Below are 18,516 nucleotides of genomic sequence, written 5' to 3'. Positions count from 1 at the left end.
CCAGATCAGGCGCGGCCGGCCCTGCCGGATCAGGCGCGGGCAACGCTGCAGTCAGGCGCTGCGTACGGCCAACAGCTCGCCGTTGCCAACCGGCACCAGGCTGACGCTGAAGTCCGGATCAGCGTCCAGCAGCACGCGCAGCGGTTCCATTTCCTGCGCATGCGAGGTGGCGTTGTCCACCACCAGCAGGCCCCCCGGCCGCAGCACGCGGCGCAGCTGCGGCCACCAGCCGGCGTACTGCCCGCGGTCCGAATCGAGGAACAGCAGGTCAATGCTGGCATCGACGGCCTGTGCCAGCCACGGCCCTGCATCGTCGTGAACCAGCGTGATGCGATCGGCCAAGCCACTGCGCGCGAAGGTGTCACGCGCCATCGCCGCCTTGTCCTGTGCGTATTCCAGCGTGATCACGTGGCCGTCGATGGTGGCGGCAGCCTCGGCCAGCCACAGCGTCGAATAGCCGTTGGAGGTGCCGATCTCCAGCACCCTGCGCGCGGCGCCGAAGCGGACCAGCACGGACAGGAATTCACCCGTGTCCGGCGTGATGTTGAGCATGCGGCGGCCACGCGCGCTCTCGCGGGCGTCGTTGTCGGCGCCGAAGCGTGCCAGTTCGTCCTTGAGCGCTTGCAGCATGGGACCTACTTCCACCACGCGCGCGCCAGCGCCACTGCGCCCAGCGCACCGGACAACCAGCTCCACATTGGCAGGTCGCCCCAGTACCAGCCCGGCGGCTGCAGCACGTACATGAGCGCGGCAATGGCCAGCAGGCCCACGCCAGTGATCGCCCCCACCGCGCGCTTCTGCAGGCGCTGCACGCTGGCGTCCAGAGCGGCCAGGTCGCGCGACCGCATCGACAGTTCATGGCGGCCTTCCACCTGCTGGGTCAGCCAGGCGTGTACCAGACGTGGCATGTCCGGGGCATGGGTCATGATTTCCGGCAGGCGCTTGCCGATCTCGCGTACCACCCGGCGCGGGCTGTAGCGCTCGCGCAGGATCTTCGCCAGCACCGGCTTGGCCACCGCCCAGATGTCGATCTGCGGGTCCAGCTGGCGGCCGACGCCTTCGATGTTCAGCAGGGTCTTCTGCAGCAGGATCAGCTGGGGCTGCAGGGTCAGCTGGTAACGCTGCGCCACGCGGAACAGCTTCATCAGCACTTCGGCCAGCGAGATCTGCGACAGCGGCCGGGTGAAGTAAGGTTCGCAGACCGATCGCACCGCCGCTTCCAGATCGTCGATGCGTACGTGGTCCGGCATCCAGCGCGCCTGCACGTGCAGTTCGGCAATGCGGCGGTAGTCACGGTTGAAGATGGCCATGAAGTTCTCGGCCAGGTAGTACTGATCTTCCTGCGAGAGCTGGCCCATGATGCCGAAGTCCAGCGCGATGAAGCGCGGGTTGGCGCGACGCGCCGGATCGGTGTCGACCCAGATGTTGCCGGCATGCGCATCGGCATGGAAGAAGTTGTCGCGGAACACCTGGGTGTAGAACACCCGCACGCCCTTGGCGGCCAGCGCCTTGCGGTCGATGCCGGCCTTGTCCAGCGCGGCGATGTCGTCGGACGGAATGCCCCACACGCGCTCCAGGGTCAGTGCGCGCTCGGCCGTATGGCTCCAGATCACTTCCGGCACATACAGGTCGTCGCTGTTTTCCCAGAAGCGGCGCAGCACGCTGGCATTGGCGCCTTCGCGCTGCAGGTCCAGCTCGGCGGACAGGGTGTTCTCGACCTCGGCCACCACTTCGCGCGGACGGATCTTGTCGGCGCGTGGATGGGTGCGCTCGACCAGCGCGGCCAGCGAATTGAGCAGGGCGATGTCGGCGTCGATCTGCTTCTCGATGCCCGGGCGAAGTACCTTGACCACCACCTGGCGGCCATCGGCCAGCGTCGCCGCGTGCACCTGCGCGATCGAGGCCGAGGCCAGCGGTTCGGTGTCGAAGCTGGCGAAGGCCGCACTGACCGGCAGGCCGAGCGCGTCCTCGACGATGCGGCGCGCGGTCTCGCCATCGAACGGCTTGACCCGGTCCTGCAGCAGGGTCAGTTCATTGGCCACGTCCGGTGGCACCAGGTCGCGGCGGGTGGACAGGATCTGGCCGAACTTGACGAAGATCGGGCCGAGGTCCTGCAGCGCCAGGCGCAGGCGTGCACCGCGCGACTGTGCGGCGATGTCGGCCGAGGCCCGCGGCACGAACGGCTTGGCCAGGCGCAACCAGCGCTCGGCCGGTGTGCCCTGCAGCAGGTCGTCGAGGCGGTAACGCAGGATCACCCGGCCGATGCGGCTGGCGCGCAGCACGGCCTTCATGCGGCACCCCGCAGGCGCTGCACGCGTGCACCCAGACGCTCGACGTCATCGCGCAGCACGTCCACGTCATCGTGGAAGGCGTCCAGCTCGGCACGCGGCACCACATCGCGCGATTCCTCGGTGATGAACTCGGCGGCGCTGTGGGCCAGATCGATCGCGCCCTGGCGCGCGTGCTGCAGGCCGTTGCGCAGGGTGTTGGCAACCTGCACGCCCAGTACCTCGCCGAATACGCTGACGAAGGGCTGCTGCCAGTCCGGGTCGAAGCCCTTGGCCAGCTGCTGCAGGCGTCGCGCCAGTTCGGCATCGCCGGCCACGCGCACGCGACCCTTGCCGTTGCTGTCACCGCGCCGCGCGTTGGCCAGCAGCGGCAGCTGCGCCAGCACGCCGGCCAGGCTGCTGCGCACGGCCAGGTCGGCTTCCTGCGCGTCCACCGGACCGACCCGCAGCTGGTCGCCGTCGACGCTGATGCGCATCGCCAGCGACGGCGCTTCCAGGGTCAGGTCGATGTGGCGGCCGTCGAGGCTGGCCAGGGCATGGCGGGTATCCGGATCCAGCGCCAGGGCGCGGTTCAGGGCGATCTGCAGGGCGCGGCCAGCGACCGGCTTGAGGGACTTGAGCAGGGAAGGAGCCATGCGCGCATTCTACCTGCGTGGGTGGGGGGCTTGGGCCGGGCTGCCGCCCGGCACCCGTGGTAGTGCCGGCCGCTGGCCGGCAAGATCAACATCAAAAGCTGGCTATCCGTGGGATGGCGGGGTGGGTCCGGTTGCGGGGGACGCTGCAAGTACGTCCATGTAAGCTCGGTCGCGCCATCCATGGCGCTCATGCCCCCGCAACCGGACCCGCCCCGCCTTCGACAGCTTGCTGCGATCTGTCGGGACGGCGTTCTGTGTTGCTGTGGTGGGTGTCGACCTTGGTCGACACGGTAGATCCACGCCATACGTGGATGGATTTCTGGTTCATCTGTGCCTCACGCGGAGGGCCGATGAAGGTTCATGCTATGGGGCCACGCAACGCACAGGACATCGCATTCCCCATGGCACGGACCCGGGTCGGCATCATTTTCGGAGGCAAGTCTTCCGAGCACGAAGTTTCGCTGCAGTCGGCGAAGAACATCCTCGATGCGCTTGATCGCGAGCGCTTCGAGCCGGTGCTGGTCGGTATCGACAAGCAGGGTCAGTGGCATCTGAGCCAACCCGATACCTTCCTGATCAATGCCGATGATCCGTCGCGCATCGCGCTGCATCGGTCCGGTACGTCGCTGGCGGTGCGCCCGGGCGCCGAGCAGGCGCAGCTGCAGCCGTGCGATGCGGCCAGCGCGCTCGGCCAGATCGATGTGGTGCTGCCGATCGTGCACGGGCCGCTGGGCGAGGACGGTGCGCTGCAGGGGCTGCTGCGCATGGCCAACCTGCCCTTCGTCGGTTCACCGGTACTGGGTTCGGCGGTGGCGATGGACAAGGACGTGACCAAGCGCCTGCTGCGCGACGCCGGGCTGCAGGTGGCACCGTGGCTGTGCATCCGTCGCCATCAGGCGGCGGCAGTCGATGTCGATGCGGTGATCGCGCAGCTCGGCCTGCCGTTGTTCGTGAAGCCGGCCAACCAGGGTTCGTCAGTGGGGGTGAGCAAGGTCAAAGATGCAGCGGGCTTCGCCGAGGCGCTGGCATTGGCGCTGCGCTACGACCACAAGGTGCTGGTGGAATCGGCGGTGGTCGGCCGCGAGATCGAGTGCGCGGTGCTGGGCAATGCGCATCCGCAGGCCAGCCTGTGCGGCGAGGTAGTGGTACACGACGAGTTCTACGCCTACGACACCAAGTACATCAACGACGATGGCGCCGACGTGGTGGTGCCGGCAGACATTGATGGCGCAACGCAGGCGCGTATCCAGCAGATCGCGCTTCAGGCCTACCGGGCGCTGGAGTGCGCGGGCATGGCGCGCGTGGATGTATTCCTTACCGAAGCGGGCGGGATCGTCATCAACGAGGTCAACACGCTGCCGGGCTTCACCCGCATCAGCATGTACCCGAAGCTATGGGGCGCCAGCGGCGTGGACTACACCACGCTGATCACGCGCCTGATCGAACTGGCGCTGGAGCGCCACGAGGCCGATCGCGGACTGCAGAGCGCTGTGTAGCGGCGCTGTGTGTAGCGTCGAGCCATGCTCGATGATCCTCTGTAGAGTCGAGCCATGCTCGACTCACGAGAAGCAGTCGAGCACGCTCGACTCTACAAAGGAGCGTGCCGACCAACGGTCGGCACCCACCGGAAAGAGCAGTGCCGGCCGGCGGCTGGCACTACCCTGCGGTCTACTAGCCTCGCTTGCGGAACATCGAGATCACCGCAAGGATCAGGAACACCACGAACAGGATCCAGGCGATGTTCGTTGCGGCGCCGGCGATACCGGAGAAACCCAGAACGGCGGCGATGATGGCGATGACAAAGAAGATGATGGCGTAGTGCAGCATGGCGCTCCTCGCGGGTGGTCGAGCCTTGGATGGCGTGGGTCCATCCTCCCGATCCTGCGGTGTGCAACCAGTGATGGCGATCTATGCAGCAGATGAAGCCTTCAGCCTGCGCAGCCCTTCTTCGATGCTGACTTGCGGCACGTAGCCGAAGTCACGGCGCGCCGGTTCCATGCTGTACCAGTGTGGCGTACACAGCTGTTCGGCCAGGAAACGGGTCAGCGGCGGCTCCCCGCGCAGTCGCAGCAGCGGCCACAGCCGCTCGCAGACAGCGCCGATGCGGTAGGCAGTCTTGAAGCTGATCGCCTTGTCCACCGTCGGCGCACCCGCCGCAGCCAACAGCTTGTTCACCAGCTCGCGCATCGGCAACGGCTCGCCATTGGAGATGAAGTAGGCCTTGCCCGCGCACGCAGCGCCCGGTGCCAACGCTTCGAAGGCGAGGAAGTGCGCCAGCGCGGCATTGTCGATGTAGGTGGTATCGACCTTGTTGCTGCCATCGCCCACCAGGCGCAGGCGGCCCTGCCGCGCACGCTCGGCCAGGCGCGGCACCAGCTGCTGATCGCCAGGGCCCCAGATCAGGCGCGGACGCAACGCCATCGTCGCCAACGCGGCATCGTTGGCGGCCAGCACGCGCTGTTCGGCGATCGCCTTGGTGGCCGCGTACGGCGCCTGGAAATCTTCGCCGTACGGCACCTCGTCGGCGCCGAGGCCTTCCACCGGATGGGTGGCGCGATGGGTCACGCTGGGCGTGGAGGTGTAGACCAGCCTGCCGATGCGGTGCGCGCGGCAGGCTGCGATGACGTTGTCGGTGCCGACCACATTGGCCTGGTGGTAGCTGTCATAGCTGCCCCACGCGCCGGCCTTGGCACCATTGTGGAACACCGCATCGACGCCGGCCACCGCATGCAGCACCGCCTGCGCATCGGCCAGATCACCGCGGATCTGGCCCACGCCCATCGCCTGCAGTTCGGGGTATTGGCTGCGGTTGAACGCCAGCACTTGGTGGCCACGCTCAACCAGCCCTCGGCACAGCGCCTGGCCGAGGAAACCACCGCCGCCGGTGACCAGGATTTTCATGCGCGCTTCTCCAGTTCGGCGCCGGCCCAGACGGCGAGCTTTTCGCGGCCGATCTTGGCGTTGTGACGGATATCGACGGGGAACGCCGGATGCACCAGGACGTGCTGCAGGTTCGCATCGGGCAACCGTGCGGCGGCTTTCGCACGCAGGGCCTCGCGCAAGGCCGGGCTGTCGCTCTGCCCGCGCTGCAGTTCCACGCACAGCACCGGTACCTGTGCACCGGCCGGGCCAACACCCACCAAGGCCGTGCGCGCCACGCCGGGCACGGTGTTGAACACCGGCTCGACCTGTTCGGTGTACAACGGCCCCTGCGCGGTTTCCACGCGATGGGTCTTGCGGCCGCAGAACCACAGACGGCCCTGTGCATCAAAGTAGCCCACGTCGCCCATGCGATGGACGATGCGGGTGCTGCCATCGGCCAGCGTCTCACGGATCTTCGCCGCCGCGGTGGCCTGCGGGCGGTTGAAGTAGCTGTCGGTGGCGGTTGGGCCGGCCACAGTGATTTCTCCCACCTCGCCGGTGGCCAGCACACGTGCCTGCGACCAGTCGGCCAGCGGCGCGTCATCGATGGCGATGATGCGGACCTCGTTCGGTTCCACCACGCTGCCCACGCAGGTGCCAGCGCCGGCCTCGGTGGCGGCGCGGGTGCGCTCCAGCTCACGACCCTCCACCACTGCCACCGGCAGGCACTCGGTGGCGCCGTACGGCGTCCAGAACTGCGCGTCGGCCGGCAGCAGGCTGCGGATGGTGGCGACCACGTCCGGCGGCACCGGTGCACCGGCCGAGGTCACCCGGGTCACCGTCGGCAGCGGCCGGCCATGCTTCGCCAGCACCCGCATCAGCGCGGGCGAACCAAACAGCTGGGTCACGCCGAAGCGCTGGATGGCATCGTGCAGGCGTGCCGGGTCAGCCTGCGCCGGCCGCGTCGGGTCCATGTCCGGGATCACCGAGGTCAGGCCCAGCGCCGGGTCGAACAAGGCAAACGGCGGGAAGGTCGGCAGGTCCACCCCGCCCGCTTCCATGCCGAAGGCACTGCCCAGCAGCTGGATCTGGCCGACGAAATGGCGGTGGCGGTAGACCACGCCCTTGGGCACGCCGGTGGAGCCACTGGTGAACAGGATCGCGGCCATGTCCTCGCCATCGGTCTCGGCCAGCATCGGCCCAGCGCTGGCGCCGGCGCGCTCCAGCGCGGCCAGGCTGGTGCCGCCCCAGCCGAGGCGGCGGCCGACAGTGACCAGGCGGGTCGCCGAGGGCGCCCAGCGCAGCGCCAGCCGCGCCACATGCGCCAGTGGAATGCCGATGAAGGCCTGCGGCTGCGCCTCGTCCAGGCACTGCTTCAGGGCGCGCTTGTCGATGCCCGGGTCGACCAGCACCGGCACCGCCCCCAGCTTGAACAGCGCGAACATCAGCAGGAAGAATTCCGGCGAGGGCCGCACCATCACCACCGTGCGCACCCCGCGGCCGACCCCGTAGCCGGCCAGACCGGCGGCCATGGCGTCGCTGCGGGCATCCAGCTGGCGGTAATCGAGGGTGACGTCGTAGGCGGCCATGCCGTTGCCGGCGCCTCGGCGGCCCGGGCAGCGGATGGCGATCTGATCGGGGCGTTCACGCGCCAGTTCAGGCAGGCGCGCGGCAATGTTGCAGGGTCGGTTCATCCGTTCATTGTCGCCGCTTACGGAATTTCTTGCGCGGCGGCCGACTTCGTGGAAAATCCGCACCCTCGTTCCCGATTCCGACTGCCGCCCGAGGCGGCTTGCCCATGCAACATCCCTGCATGACCTGCGGCGCCTGCTGCACCCAATACCGCGTGGCCTTCCACTGGATGGAATCGGACGAGGTCACCCCCGGCGGCGTGCCGCACCAGCTTACCGAGGTGCTGGACCCGCACCGCCTGTGCATGCGCGGCACCCATTCCAAGCCGGTGCGCTGCGTCGCGCTGGATGCGCAGATCGGCGTGTATTCACGCTGCACCATCCACCCCAACCGGCCCAGCGTGTGCCGCGAGGTGGATGCATCGTGGGAGTATGGCAAGGCCAGCCCGCAGTGCGACAAGGCGCGCATCGCCTATGGCCTGGATCCGTTGACGCCGGCCGACTGGCGCTGGCGCGATGACGCCGACAATGACGACGACCATCCGGACGACAACGGCAACAGCCCTTCCTCGCCGCCGCAGGCGCCGGTCGCCGCGTAATGGTAGTGCCGGCCGCTGGCCGGCAACCTCATCAACCCTTCGGGTGTGCCGACCAACGGTCGGCACCCACCGGAAGAGGAAGGGGTGGATGCCGACCGTTGGTCGGCACACCGATCAGATCGGGTTGGCGTCCAGGAACGCGCGGATTTCCGGCACCAGCACCTCGTGCTTGTCCTCCAGCACGTAATGCCCGGCGTCCTCGAACGCATGTACCTGGGCCTTCGGCAGCGCGGCCTGGAAGCCCTTCAGGAAATGATGGTCGAACACGAAGTCGCGCAGGCCCCAGCCGAGAAAGGCGGGACGGTCGGCGAACGACGGCAGCGCCTTGCCGGCGCGTTCCAGCAGCGACCAGGCCTTGTCGGCCGGCGACAGCGGGATGTCCTGCATGAAACGGATGGTGCTGATGCGGTTGGCCCAGCTGTTGTACGGCGACACGTAGGCGCGGCGCACGTCGGCCGGCATCTTCCGCTCCACGCCCAGCCACGAGGCACCGGAGGAGAACGCGTTGAAGCTGCGGATGATCCACTCGCCGATCTTCCAGTGACGGCCCAGCGCGATCTGCCACGGCATCTTCTTCGCCGCCGGCATCGGGAACGCGGCGGTGTTGAGCACCACCAGGCGCTTGACCTGGTCGTGGTGCGACAGCGCCCAGCCGAAACCGATCATGCCGCCCCAGTCGTGCACGGCCAGGGTCACCGGTCCGGTGATGCCCAGGTGCTTGAGCAGCGCATCGAGGTCGTCCACGCGCGACTGCAGCGTGTACTCGTAGCGGCTGTCATCAGGCTTGTCCGACAGGCCCATGCCGATATGGTCCGGCACGATGCAGCGGTAGGTGTCCGACAGGCCGGCCACCAGCGTGCGCCAGTAATAACTCCACGACGGATTGCCGTGCACCATCACCACTACCTCGCCGTCGCGCGGGCCTTCGTCGAGATAGTTCATCGACAGGCCCGGGCGCACTTCGAAGCGCTGCGGGTGGGCGGGGTAACCGGGAAGATCGCGCATGCGGAGCACCTTGGAAGAATCGCGGCGCGGTGTAGCGCCGAGCCATGCTCGGCGGCTCTCCGGTCAGGCCGCGGAAGAACCGCGCTGTGCGCGTGAGCCGAGCATGGCTCGGCTCTACAGGAGGTCGGGCAGCGGGCTGCTTACCAGACCACTTCAGCCATCGAACAGTTCAGGCCGGAACCAATGCCCAGAAGCGCGATGCGATCACCCTTCTTCAGCTTGCCCAGCTGCTTGAGCTTGCTCAGCACGATCGGCACCGAGGCCGGCCCGATGTTGCCGTGCTCGCCGAAGATGGTCATGACCTTCTTCGGGTCGATGCCGAAGTTCTTGATGAACGCAGCGGTGTGCGGCTGGCTCACCTGGTGGATCACGAACTGGTCCAGCTCTTCCACGGCCCAGCCGAGTGCGATCTTGGCGGCGGTGAAGGTCTTCTGTGCCAGCTTGATGCCTTCGATCAGCAGCAGGCGGGTGTCAGTGACCATGCGGTCCAGGTTGCCCAGGCACAGCTGGTTCCACTCGGTCGCCGAGCGGGTGACGCCACCCTTGTAGCGCGGCGCGTCCGGCACCAGCTCCGAGCGCGCCATCACCATCGCCGCAGCACCCGAACCGGTGGTCAGGGCCGCCAGTTCGTTGCGGAAGTCGTCGGCGGTGACGTCCGGAGCGGTCATGCGCTCCAACGTCTTCTCGTACACCAGGTTGGCGGTCTCGCCATCCACCACCAGCGCGTAGTCGATGTCACCGCGCTCGATCATGCGCGCGGCGATATCCATGCCGTTGATGAAGGCCAGGCAGGCGTTGGCGACGTCGAAGGTCATGCATTCGTCGCTGACGCCGAGGTTGCCCGACACGATGGAGGCGGTGGACGGCTCCAGGTAGTCGCGGCTGACCGAGGTATTGACCAGCAGGCCCACCTGCGTCGCATCGATTCCAGCGTCTTCCAGCGCCTTGCGGCCGGCCATGGTGGCAGCGTCGGACGCCAGCACGCCGTTGTCCCACAGGCGGCGCGCGTGGATGCCGGCGATATCGCCGAGCACGTCGGTGCGGATGCCCAGGCGATCCAACGTCGGCTGCAGGCGTTCGTTGATTTCCTTGGTGGTCAGCGTATGCGGTGCGTCGACGTGTGCCAGGCCGGCGATCGAGACATTCTTGAAGAGCATCGAGGTTAGCGCCAAGGCTCAGGCAAAAGGGGGCGCTATTCTATAACCCCGGGGGCCTTCACCGCATCTTTACGAATTCAGCGCTGGCCGTATGGTGAAGCGTTCAGCGCGGTGGGCACTGGAACGCGGCGAAGCGCTGGCTGCCATCGGCCGGGGCCGCAGCGGCCTGCACGGCATTGGCACCTGCGCTCGGGGCCTCGTTGCGGGCCAGCGTTTCCAGCTCTTCCTGCACGCGCAGCGGGTTGCGGTTGTAGAAGCCGACCTTGCTCTTCACGGTGACGACCACTTCGCCCCTGGCGATGCAGCCAGCGGGAACGGGGCCTGCCGGCAGTACGCGGGTCGCCTTGCCGGCCGGTTCGATCGGCACCCAGGTACAGGCGGTGACGGTGAGCAGCAGGGAGGAAAGCAGCAGAACGCGCATGGGCAGATCCTGGAAGGGTATGGGGGGATTCTGCCTGAACAGCCTGAATCGGGGGTAGCCGGGGCGGAGCCCAGGTAGCGCCGTGCCATGCCCGGCGAGCGCACAGCGCGGCATGGCTGGCCGCCGGAAAGCCGCCGGGCATGGCCCGGCGCTACCACGGGAGACCTGCCCGCCGTGGCGGGCAGGCACATCCCTTATTTCTTGACCGGGTTGCCTTCGGCATCGATTACGGTCACCTCGCCCAGGTTCAGCGCACGCACGGCCGCTTCGGTCTGCTTGAGATCACCCACCACCACCCAGGTCAGCGCCTGCGGCTTGATCTCGGCGGCGGCCTGCTGCACCTGCGCCGGGGTCATCGCCTCGATCTCGGCCTTGCGACGCAGCACGTAGTCGTCCGGGCGCTTGAACTGCACGATCGAGCCGATGGTCGAGGCTACCGCGCTGGCGGTCTCGTAGGCACCGGGCAGGCTCAGGGTCTGGATGTTGCGGATGCGGTTGACTTCGGCGGCGGTGGCCGGCTTGCTGCCATCGGCGAACGCGGCGATTTCCTTGCGCATTTCCGCCAGTGCCGGGCCGGTCTTGTCGATCTGCACCGGCGCGCTGGCCATCCACGGGCGCTGGCCCACCGAATTGACCGCGCTGCTGCGCGCACCGTACGACCAGTGCTTGTCTTCACGCAGGTTCATGTTCAGGCGCGAGGTGAAGTCGCCGCCGATCACACCGTTGGCGATGTCGAAGCGGGTCGAGCTGGTGGCGCTGGAAGGTGCCACCACCTGGCCGGCGAACAGGTTGGCCTGCACCGCGCCCGGCTGGTCGATCAGGAACACGCGCGGGCCCTTCGGCAGCGCCACGTCGGTGGCCGCCTTCACCTGCGGGGCATCGCCGGCAGCCTTCCAGTCGCCCAGCTGCTTGTCCAGCAGCGGCACGATCTCGGCCAGGGTGGTGTCGCCGACCACGATCAGGGTGCCGTTCTGCGGGCGCAGCCAGTCGTGATGGAAGTCGACCAGGTCCTCGCGGGTCAGGCCGTTGATCGCCGCCTCGTCGCCGCTGCCGGTGAACGGAATGGCATACGGGTGGCCCTTGCCGTACAGCAGCGGGGGCAGCACGCGCATCGCCACCGCACCCGGGTTGACCTTCTCCTGCTGGATGCCCGCGATCCAGCTCGCCTTGACCCGGTCGATCTCGCCCTGCTCGAAGCGCGGTTCGCGCAGCAGGTCGCGGTACAGCGCCAGCGACGGCACCAGGTTTTCCTTCAGCGCCGACAGGTCCACGCTCATCGAGTCCAGGCCGGCCGAGGCATCCAGGCTGGCGCCCAGCGCATCCGCCGCATCGGCGAAGGCCAGCGAGCCGAGCTTGCCGGCACCTTCGGTCATCAGGCTCATGGTGAAGTTGGCGGTGCCCGGTTTGCGGCCCTGGTCGGCACTGAAGCCGCCCGGGAACTGGTAGCTGAACTGCACCACCGGAATCTCATGGCGCTCGGCCAGGATCACCTGGGTACCGTTCTTCAGTGTCGCGCGCTGCAGCGCCGGGAACTTCAACTGCGGGAACTCGCGGGTCTGCGGCACGCCGGCCTTGCGGTCGACCTGCTCCGGCAGCGTGCTGTACTTCGGGTCCACCGCTGGCACGGTGAACGGCTTCGGCGCCTGGCTCGGATCTTCCTTCAGCGCCACGCGCTCACCCGGTGCGATCACCAGGGTGTGGCTGCCCTTGTCCAGCCACTGCGCGCCGAGCCGGCTCAGATCGGCGGCACTGGCCTTCTCGATGTTGGCCAGCGAGGTGCGGAAGCAGCCCGGGTCGCCGGTGAACACCGCACATTCTGCAAGGGCGTCGGCCTTGCCGCCGAAGCCACCGATGCGCTCGATGCCGCGGATGAAGCCGGCGCGGGCGCCGGTCTTGGCGCGCTCCAGTTCCGCGGCGGTCGGGCCCTGCTTGATCAGCCGGTCCAACTCCTCGTCGATGATCTTCTCGACCTTGGCCGGGTCCTGGCCCTGCTTGACCGTGGCCATGATCACGAAGTTGGAGCCCAGCTGCGAGGTAGAGAGTCCGGCAGCAATGCTGTCCACCAGCTTGTCCTGGTGCTGCAGGCGCTGGCTCAGGCGCGAGGACTTGGCACCGCCCAGCACCTGCGCGAACAGCTGCAGCTGATCGACCTCGGTGGTGCCGACCTGCGGCACGTTCCAGGCGCGGTAGATACGCGCCTGCGGCACCTTGTCGGTCATCGTCTCGCGCGTATCGGCGCTGCGCTTGGCCACGTTCACCGCCGGCTGCGCCATGGTCGGGCCGGCCGGGATGCTGCCGAAGTACCTGGAGACCTTTTCCTTGGCGGTGGCCAGGTCGATGTCGCCGGCCAGCACCAGCACCGCATTGTTCGGGCCGTACCAGGTGCGGAACCAGGTCTTCACGTCATCCAGCGACGCCGCGTTCAGATCGTTCATCGAACCGATCACGCCGTGGTGGTACGGGTGGCCCACCGGATACAGCGCCTTGTTGAGCTGGTCCCAGGCCTGGCCGTAGGGCTGGTTCTCGCCTTGGCGCTTCTCGTTCTGCACCACGCCACGCTGCTCGTCCAGCGCCGCCTGGTCGATCGCACCGACCAGATGGCCCATGCGGTCCGATTCCATCCACAGTGCCATGTCCAGCGCGGTGGTCGGCACGTTCTCGAAGTAATTGGTGCGGTCGGTGTTGGTGGTGCCGTTCTGGTTGGTGGCACCGACCTGCTTGAATGGCTCGAAGAATTCGCCGTCGTGGTTTTCGCTGCCCTGGAACATCAGGTGTTCGAACAGGTGCGCGAAGCCGGTACGGCCGGCCGGCTCGTCCTTGCTGCCCACGTGGTACCAGACGTTGACCGCGACGATCGGCGCCTTGCGATCGGTGTGCACGATCACGCGCAGGCCGTTGGGCAGGGTGAACTGCTCGTACGGGATATCGACCTTGGCCGGTGCGGCCGGCTTGGCCGCCAGCGCATGGGAAGGCACAAGCGTGCCCAGGGCGGTGCTGAGGGCGACAGCCAGCAGTGCAGCGCGCGGGCGAAGGGCGATAGACATATCCGGATCCTTGGTCACGAAGGTGAACCCCGATCCTAGCCTGCGCGCACAGCGGCCGGAATCGGCCAGCAGTCACTGGGGGTGTTTGCCTCCTTGCCCCTCCACCCCTGCTTTGCGGCCCGGGAGGGGCGGTCACAAGCGCCCGCAGGCAACGTCCGGACAGTGTCCGCGGCCCGAGGAATGGACAGGTGTCCGCCCACCGGACACTTCTCTACCCGAACAAACCCCTTCTAAATCAACAACTAAAAGTTGGCACGCGGATTGCTTGGTAGTTCCTGCGCCAGGAAGGGCTTCAGACGAAAGCTGACTGAAGACTGAACAAATGCAGGAAATCGGAGATTTTCCTTGCAAGCCCAGAATTGGTGTACTACCTTACTACCACACCACTGATCGCCAACACTAAACAGGCCCCGTCATGAACGCCAAGACCATTGCCATCGCCATCGCCCTGATTGCCGGCACCGCGGTTGTTTCGTCGGTGCAGGCCTCCGAATCCATCAAGACGCTGTCCACCGTGCAGGTCCGCCCTGCCGCCGACCAGCTGGCCCAGCAGGCCTGGGAACAGGCCAGCGGCATCCCGACCCTGGCCACCGTGGAAGTGCGCCCGAGCGCCGACCAGCTGGCCGAGCGCAACGGCTACGTCGCCGCCCCGGTTGCGGCCGCGATGCCGATCACCACCCTGGCCTCGGTGGAAGTGCGCCCGAGCCTGGAACAGCGCGTCGCCCTGGCCGCCGAGCTGGAAGCCCAGCGCTACGCCGCGACCCTGGCTGCCGCCGCCACCAACGTCGCCAACTCGGTCATCGTCAACCTGCCGGCCCTGCAGGTGCGTCCGAGCGCCGCCGACCTGCAGGCCCTGGCCACCGAAACCGCCCAGGTCCTGCTGCGTCCGTAACCGGTGCCGCCCTGCCTCGCGCAGGGCGTGCGCCGTAAAGGCGGCCGCCGTCGCAGGTACACTGCGCCGATGAATGCCGCGCCCCAGTTCCACGTGATCCTGTTCCAACCGGAAATCCCGCCCAACACCGGCAATGTGATCCGGCTCTGTGCCAACACCGGCGCGCAGCTGCACCTGGTCGAGCCGCTTGGCTTCGCACTGGAAGACAAGCAGCTCAAGCGCGCCGGGCTGGACTACCACGAGTATTCACGCCTGCAGGTGCACCCCGACCTGGACACCGCGCTGGCGCGGATCGCACCGAATCGGTTGTTCGCACTCAGTACCCGCGCCAGCGTGCGCTACGACAGCGTGGCCTTTGAAGAGGGCGATGCCTTCCTGTTCGGGCCGGAAAGCCGTGGCCTGCCGCAGGACGTGCTCGATGCCCTGCCCGACGGCCGCCGCCTGCGCCTGCCGATGCGGCCGGGCAACCGCAGCCTCAATCTTTCCAACACCGTTGCGGTGGTGATGTACGAGGCGTGGCGGCAGCATGGGTTTGCCGGCGGCGCGTAGCGCCACGCGCCTCTCTTCTGCCTGATTAACGCGCCGCCATCCGCGAGCCGGTGCTGCGCACCGGTACCCTGCGCTCCTCGGCCCGCCGGGGGACGGCGCGGAACTCGCTGCGCTCAGACACCCGCGCCTCTTCGCCCCCGCCGGACCTGCGGTGCTCGGCTCGCTTCAAGGCGGACCCGACAGCCGCGCGGTACAGGCTGTCCTTGAACCCATCGCGGTCCGGTGCGCGGTTCGGCACACCGATCGCTCGCCTGCGAATACGCTACTGGACAATGCCGGCCAGCGGCCGGTACTACCGGTGCACTCAGAACGCGTTGATGCCGGTCAGTTCGCGGCCGATCACCAGCTGGTGCACGGTCTCGGTGCCTTCATAGGTGATCACCGATTCCAGGTTCAACGCGTGACGGATCGCCACGTGTTCGGTGGTGATGCCGGCCCCACCGAGCAGATCGCGACACTCGCGGGCGATGTCGATGGCCATGCGGCAGTTGTTCCACTTGGCCAGGCTGACCTGCTGCGGCTGCAGCTGGCCGGCTTCCTTCAGGCGGCCCAGCTGCAGGGCCAGCAGCTGGGCGGTGGTGATGCGGCGGGCCATCTCGGCCAGCTTGATCTGCGCGCTCTGGGTGGCGGCCAGCGGGCGGCCGAACAGCACGCGCTCCTTGGCGTAGCCCAGCGCTTCATCCAGGCAGGCGATGGCCGCGCCGATCGGGCCCCAGCTGATGCCGTAGCGGGCCTGGGTGAGGCAGCCCAGCGGTCCCTTCAGGCCCTTCACGTTGGGGAGGCGGTGGCTGTCGGGCACGCGCACGTCATCGAAGAACAGCGCACCGGTCAGCGACGCGCGCAGGCTCATCTTGTGCTTGATCTCCTGCGTCGTGAAGCCGGCCATGCCCTTTTCCAGCACGAAGCCCTGGATGCCGTCCTCGGTCTGTGCCCAGACGATCGCGAGGTCGGCCACCGGGCCGCTGGTGATCCACATCTTGCTGCCGCTGATGCGCCAGTCACTGCCGTCGCGCACCGCGCGGGTCTTCATGCTGGCCGGGTCGGAACCCCCATGCGCCTCGGTCAGGCCGAAGCAGCCGATCAGCTCGCCGCGCGCCATCGCCGGCAGCCACTGCTGGCGCTGTTCCTCGCTGCCATAGGCGTAGATCGGGTACATGCACAGCGAGCTTTGCACCGAGACGAAACTGCGCAGGCCGGAATCGCCGCGCTCCAGCTCCTGGCAGATCAGGCCATAGCTGACCGCGCCGAGGCCACCGCCGCCGTACTCGGTCGGCAGCGTTGCGCCGAGCAGGCCCAGTGACGCGATCTCCGGCACCAGTTCAGACGGAAAACGGGCCTGGTCGAAGGCATCGCCGATGATCGGCAGCACGCGCTGGTCGGTGAAGCGGGCGACACTCTCCTGCACCGCACGCTCTTCCTCATTGAGCAGGGAACGGACATCGAACAGATCGTACGGATGCAAAGCCATGGCACTCACACGCAGTCAGGACCCGGCCATTGTCGGTCATCCGGGCAGCGCGTGCCGACCAGGGTTGGCCCCCACCAGGGCTGAGGCACTACGCTGCGCTGCAGCAATCGTGCGGTGAACGGCGTCTATCTAGCTCGATCACGCGCGTCCCGGTACCCTGACACATTCAAACAACCGTTTCGCCCGTGGCCGCACGCGCGATTCCCAGGCACCGCCGGTGGCCCCGATGCCGGCCCTACCCACGAGTCATGCAATCGATGAGCGCTGAAGCCAACGCCCTGCCCCCGCGTGAAGTAATGGAGTTCGACGTGGTGATCGTCGGCGCCGGTCCTGCCGGCCTGGCCACCGCGATCCGCCTGCGCCAGCGCGCGATCGAAGCCGGTCGCGAGCTGTCGGTGTGCGTGCTGGAAAAGGGCTCCGAACCGGGCGCGCACGTGCTCTCCGGTGCGGTGATGGACCCGCGCGCACTGACCGAACTGTTCCCGGACTGGGCCGAACGCGGCGCACCGCTGAAGCAGAAGGTCACCCGCGACGAATTCCTGTTCCTCAGCGAGACCGGCGCACGCAGCACGCCCAACGCGCTGCTGCCGGAGTGCTTCCACAACGAAGGCAACTACATCATCAGCCTGGGCGAAGTGACCCGCTGGCTGGCGCAGCAGGCCGAGGCGCTGGAAGTGGCGATCTTCCCGGGCTTTGCCGCCGCCGAAGTGCTGTTCGGCGACAACGGTGAAGTGATCGGCGTGGCTACCGGCGACATGGGCATCGAGAAGGACGGCAGCATCGGCCCGGCCTTCGAGCGCGGCATGGCGCTGCACGCCAGGTACACGGTCTTCGCCGAAGGCGCGCGCGGCCACCTCGGCCGCCAGCTGATCGCCCGCTACAAACTGGACGAAGGCAAGGACCCGCAGGCCTACGGCATCGGCATCAAGGAACTGTGGCAGATCGACCCGGCCAGGCATGAGCCGGGGCTGGTGGTGCATGCGGCCGGCTGGCCGCTGGACAGCGACACCTACGGCGGCGCGTTTCTGTACCACGCCGACGGCGGCAAGGTCGCCATCGGCTACGTGGTCGGCCTGGACTACAGGAACCCATGGCTGAGCCCGTTCGAGGAGTTCCAGCGTTTCAAGACCCATCCCTCCATCCGCAAGCACCTGGAGGGCGGCACCCGCATCGGTTACGGCGCCCGTGCAATCACCGCCGGCGGCCTGCTGTCGCTGCCCAAGACGGTGTTCCCCGGGGGCGCGCTGGTCGGCTGCGAGGCCGGTTACCTCAACGCCAGCCGCATCAAGGGCAGCCACGCCGCAATCAAGACCGGCATGCTGTGCGCCGACGCCGCGTTCGACGCGCTGGCTGCTGATCGCCAGCACGATGAACTGAGCGCCTACCCGAAGGCGTTCGAAGCCAGCTGGCTGTTCACCGAACTGCAGCAGGCCAAGAACTTCAAACAGTGGTTCAAGAAGGGCCAGACCGTGGCCACGCTGATGACCGGCGTGGAGCAGTGGCTGCTGCCCAAACTGGGCGTGCGCAACCCGCCGTGGACCCTGCATCGCACCCAGCCGGATCATGCCTGCCTGGAGCCGGCGGCCAAGCACACCCGCATTGCCTACCCGAAGCCGGATGGCGTGCTGACCTTCGACCGCCTCAGCTCGGTGTTCCTGAGCAGCACCAACCACGACGAGAACCAGCCCAGCCACCTCACGCTGAAGGACCCGAGCATTCCGGTGAAGGTGAACCTGGCCGAGTACGCCGGTCCGGAAGCGCGCTACTGCCCGGCCGGCGTGTACGAGTTCGTCGGCGAAGCCGACAGCGCGCGCCTGCAGATCAACGCGCAGAACTGCGTGCACTGCAAGACCTGCGACATCAAGGACCCCACCCAGAACATCGTGTGGGTGACCCCGCAGGGCGGCGGCGGCCCGAACTACTCTGGCATGTGATCGCCCCGGGCTGCGACCGCGTGTCGCAGCC

16 protein-coding genes are annotated in these 18,516 nt (G+C 67.7%); 5 read left to right on the top strand and 11 right to left on the bottom strand.

What is annotated here, in order from left to right:
* Nucleotides 1–51 precede the first annotated feature (51 nt).
* Genes AC5P9W_RS10345 through AC5P9W_RS10335 form a run of 3 tightly spaced genes read right to left on the bottom strand, consistent with a single transcriptional unit; the run spans nucleotide 52 to nucleotide 2,923 of the window.
* Nucleotides 52–630, bottom strand: a complete 579-nt coding sequence (locus AC5P9W_RS10345) for an O-methyltransferase (protein ID WP_021203739.1) — start codon at nucleotides 628–630, stop codon at nucleotides 52–54.
* 5 nt (nucleotides 631–635) lie between these two features.
* Nucleotides 636–2,291, bottom strand: coding sequence for a ubiquinone biosynthesis regulatory protein kinase UbiB (gene ubiB / locus AC5P9W_RS10340; RefSeq protein ID WP_021203738.1), 1,656 nt, complete (start codon nucleotides 2,289–2,291; stop codon nucleotides 636–638).
* The gene (locus AC5P9W_RS10335) at nucleotides 2,288–2,923 is read right to left on the bottom strand and encodes a ubiquinone biosynthesis accessory factor UbiJ (protein WP_021203737.1); all 636 of its coding nucleotides are present in this window, start codon (nucleotides 2,921–2,923) and stop codon (nucleotides 2,288–2,290) included. The genes ubiB and AC5P9W_RS10335 overlap by 4 nt, the downstream gene beginning before the upstream one ends.
* A 401-nt stretch (nucleotides 2,924–3,324) precedes the next feature.
* Between AC5P9W_RS10335 and ddlA the strand changes: the two genes are divergently transcribed.
* Nucleotides 3,325–4,419 carry a D-alanine--D-alanine ligase gene (gene ddlA / locus AC5P9W_RS10330; RefSeq protein ID WP_031269342.1) on the top strand — a complete coding sequence of 365 codons (1,095 nt, stop codon included), beginning with the start codon at nucleotides 3,325–3,327 and terminating at the stop codon, nucleotides 4,417–4,419.
* Nucleotides 4,420–4,594: 175 nt separating this feature from the next.
* On the opposite strand, the gene AC5P9W_RS10325 is transcribed toward ddlA, so the two are convergent.
* The 3 genes from AC5P9W_RS10325 to oleC all read right to left on the bottom strand — a co-directional run bounded on the left by AC5P9W_RS10325 (nucleotide 4,595) and on the right by oleC (nucleotide 7,479).
* Nucleotides 4,595–4,750, bottom strand: a complete 156-nt coding sequence (locus tag AC5P9W_RS10325; protein WP_005407633.1) for a DUF1328 domain-containing protein — start codon at nucleotides 4,748–4,750, stop codon at nucleotides 4,595–4,597.
* An 81-nt stretch (nucleotides 4,751–4,831) separates the two neighbouring features.
* The gene (oleD, locus tag AC5P9W_RS10320) at nucleotides 4,832–5,824 is read right to left on the bottom strand and encodes a 2-alkyl-3-oxoalkanoate reductase (RefSeq protein WP_495219169.1); all 993 of its coding nucleotides are present in this window, start codon (nucleotides 5,822–5,824) and stop codon (nucleotides 4,832–4,834) included.
* Nucleotides 5,821–7,479, bottom strand: coding sequence for an olefin beta-lactone synthetase (gene oleC, locus AC5P9W_RS10315; protein WP_495219167.1), 1,659 nt, complete (start codon nucleotides 7,477–7,479; stop codon nucleotides 5,821–5,823). The genes oleD and oleC overlap by 4 nt, the downstream gene beginning before the upstream one ends.
* Nucleotides 7,480–7,583: 104 nt before the next feature.
* On the opposite strand from oleC, the gene AC5P9W_RS10310 reads away from it, so the two are divergent.
* Nucleotides 7,584–8,015 carry a YkgJ family cysteine cluster protein gene (locus tag AC5P9W_RS10310; protein WP_005407630.1) on the top strand — a complete coding sequence of 144 codons (432 nt, stop codon included), beginning with the start codon at nucleotides 7,584–7,586 and terminating at the stop codon, nucleotides 8,013–8,015.
* Nucleotides 8,016–8,129: 114 nt separating this feature from the next.
* On the opposite strand, the gene AC5P9W_RS10305 is transcribed toward AC5P9W_RS10310, so the two are convergent.
* From AC5P9W_RS10305 to AC5P9W_RS10290, 4 genes are all read right to left on the bottom strand, one after another.
* Nucleotides 8,130–9,020, bottom strand: a complete 891-nt coding sequence (locus AC5P9W_RS10305; protein WP_021202089.1) for an alpha/beta fold hydrolase — start codon at nucleotides 9,018–9,020, stop codon at nucleotides 8,130–8,132.
* 140 nt (nucleotides 9,021–9,160) lie between these two features.
* Complete coding sequence (locus AC5P9W_RS10300) at nucleotides 9,161–10,177, bottom strand: 3-oxoacyl-ACP synthase III (RefSeq protein ID WP_014035559.1); 1,017 nt, start codon at nucleotides 10,175–10,177, stop codon at nucleotides 9,161–9,163.
* 103 nt (nucleotides 10,178–10,280) lie between these two features.
* The gene (locus AC5P9W_RS10295; RefSeq protein WP_019661896.1) at nucleotides 10,281–10,598 is read right to left on the bottom strand and encodes a DUF4156 domain-containing protein; all 318 of its coding nucleotides are present in this window, start codon (nucleotides 10,596–10,598) and stop codon (nucleotides 10,281–10,283) included.
* Between the two features lie 194 nt (nucleotides 10,599–10,792).
* Nucleotides 10,793–13,642 (bottom strand): M16 family metallopeptidase, encoded by a 2,850-nt coding sequence (locus tag AC5P9W_RS10290; protein WP_019661897.1) that lies wholly within the window; start codon nucleotides 13,640–13,642, stop codon nucleotides 10,793–10,795.
* Between the two features lie 415 nt (nucleotides 13,643–14,057).
* Here AC5P9W_RS10290 and AC5P9W_RS10285 point away from each other — a divergent pair, with 415 nt between their 5' ends.
* Nucleotides 14,058–14,534: an XAC0231 family protein gene (locus AC5P9W_RS10285; RefSeq protein ID WP_014035556.1), complete on the top strand. Its 477-nt coding sequence runs from the start codon at nucleotides 14,058–14,060 to the stop codon at nucleotides 14,532–14,534.
* Nucleotides 14,535–14,603: 69 nt separating this feature from the next.
* Entirely contained in the window at nucleotides 14,604–15,083 is a 480-nt protein-coding gene (locus AC5P9W_RS10280) for a tRNA (cytidine(34)-2'-O)-methyltransferase (RefSeq protein WP_021202091.1), read from the top strand.
* A gap of 304 nt (nucleotides 15,084–15,387) precedes the next feature.
* Here the strand turns inward: AC5P9W_RS10280 and AC5P9W_RS10275 are convergent, their stop codons facing one another.
* On the bottom strand, nucleotides 15,388–16,551 hold the full coding sequence (locus tag AC5P9W_RS10275) for an acyl-CoA dehydrogenase family protein (RefSeq protein WP_111104930.1): 1,164 nt from the start codon (nucleotides 16,549–16,551) through the stop codon (nucleotides 15,388–15,390).
* 257 nt (nucleotides 16,552–16,808) lie between these two features.
* On the opposite strand from AC5P9W_RS10275, the gene AC5P9W_RS10270 reads away from it, so the two are divergent.
* A complete protein-coding gene (locus AC5P9W_RS10270) occupies nucleotides 16,809–18,485 on the top strand; it encodes an electron transfer flavoprotein-ubiquinone oxidoreductase (RefSeq protein ID WP_019661900.1) in 1,677 nt (558 codons plus the stop codon).
* Nucleotides 18,486–18,516: the final 31 nt, after the last annotated feature.

Source organism: Stenotrophomonas sp. YJH_SMC_33, assembly GCF_059372295.1.
Note: the sequence above shows the minus strand (reverse complement) of the source record. Positions and strands in the feature narration are given on the sequence as shown.

Bases quoted from the DNA above. Each gene is read 5' to 3' on its own strand.
- AC5P9W_RS10345 (WP_021203739.1), bottom strand. From the start codon at position 630: ATGCTGCAAGCGCTCAAGGACGAACTGGCACGCTTCGGCGCCGACAAC.
- ubiB (WP_021203738.1), bottom strand. From the start codon at position 2,291: ATGAAGGCCGTGCTGCGCGCCAGCCGCATCGGCCGGGTGATCCTGCGT.
- AC5P9W_RS10335 (WP_021203737.1), bottom strand. From the start codon at position 2,923: ATGGCTCCTTCCCTGCTCAAGTCCCTCAAGCCGGTCGCTGGCCGCGCC.
- ddlA (WP_031269342.1), top strand. From the start codon at position 3,325: ATGGCACGGACCCGGGTCGGCATCATTTTCGGAGGCAAGTCTTCCGAG.
- AC5P9W_RS10325 (WP_005407633.1), bottom strand. From the start codon at position 4,750: ATGCTGCACTACGCCATCATCTTCTTTGTCATCGCCATCATCGCCGCC.
- oleD (WP_495219169.1), bottom strand. From the start codon at position 5,824: ATGAAAATCCTGGTCACCGGCGGCGGTGGTTTCCTCGGCCAGGCGCTG.
- oleC (WP_495219167.1), bottom strand. From the start codon at position 7,479: ATGAACCGACCCTGCAACATTGCCGCGCGCCTGCCTGAACTGGCGCGT.
- AC5P9W_RS10310 (WP_005407630.1), top strand. From the start codon at position 7,584: ATGCAACATCCCTGCATGACCTGCGGCGCCTGCTGCACCCAATACCGC.
- AC5P9W_RS10305 (WP_021202089.1), bottom strand. From the start codon at position 9,020: ATGCGCGATCTTCCCGGTTACCCCGCCCACCCGCAGCGCTTCGAAGTG.
- AC5P9W_RS10300 (WP_014035559.1), bottom strand. From the start codon at position 10,177: ATGCTCTTCAAGAATGTCTCGATCGCCGGCCTGGCACACGTCGACGCA.
- AC5P9W_RS10295 (WP_019661896.1), bottom strand. From the start codon at position 10,598: ATGCGCGTTCTGCTGCTTTCCTCCCTGCTGCTCACCGTCACCGCCTGT.
- AC5P9W_RS10290 (WP_019661897.1), bottom strand. From the start codon at position 13,642: ATGTCTATCGCCCTTCGCCCGCGCGCTGCACTGCTGGCTGTCGCCCTC.
- AC5P9W_RS10285 (WP_014035556.1), top strand. From the start codon at position 14,058: ATGAACGCCAAGACCATTGCCATCGCCATCGCCCTGATTGCCGGCACC.
- AC5P9W_RS10280 (WP_021202091.1), top strand. From the start codon at position 14,604: ATGAATGCCGCGCCCCAGTTCCACGTGATCCTGTTCCAACCGGAAATC.
- AC5P9W_RS10275 (WP_111104930.1), bottom strand. From the start codon at position 16,551: ATGGCTTTGCATCCGTACGATCTGTTCGATGTCCGTTCCCTGCTCAAT.
- AC5P9W_RS10270 (WP_019661900.1), top strand. From the start codon at position 16,809: ATGAGCGCTGAAGCCAACGCCCTGCCCCCGCGTGAAGTAATGGAGTTC.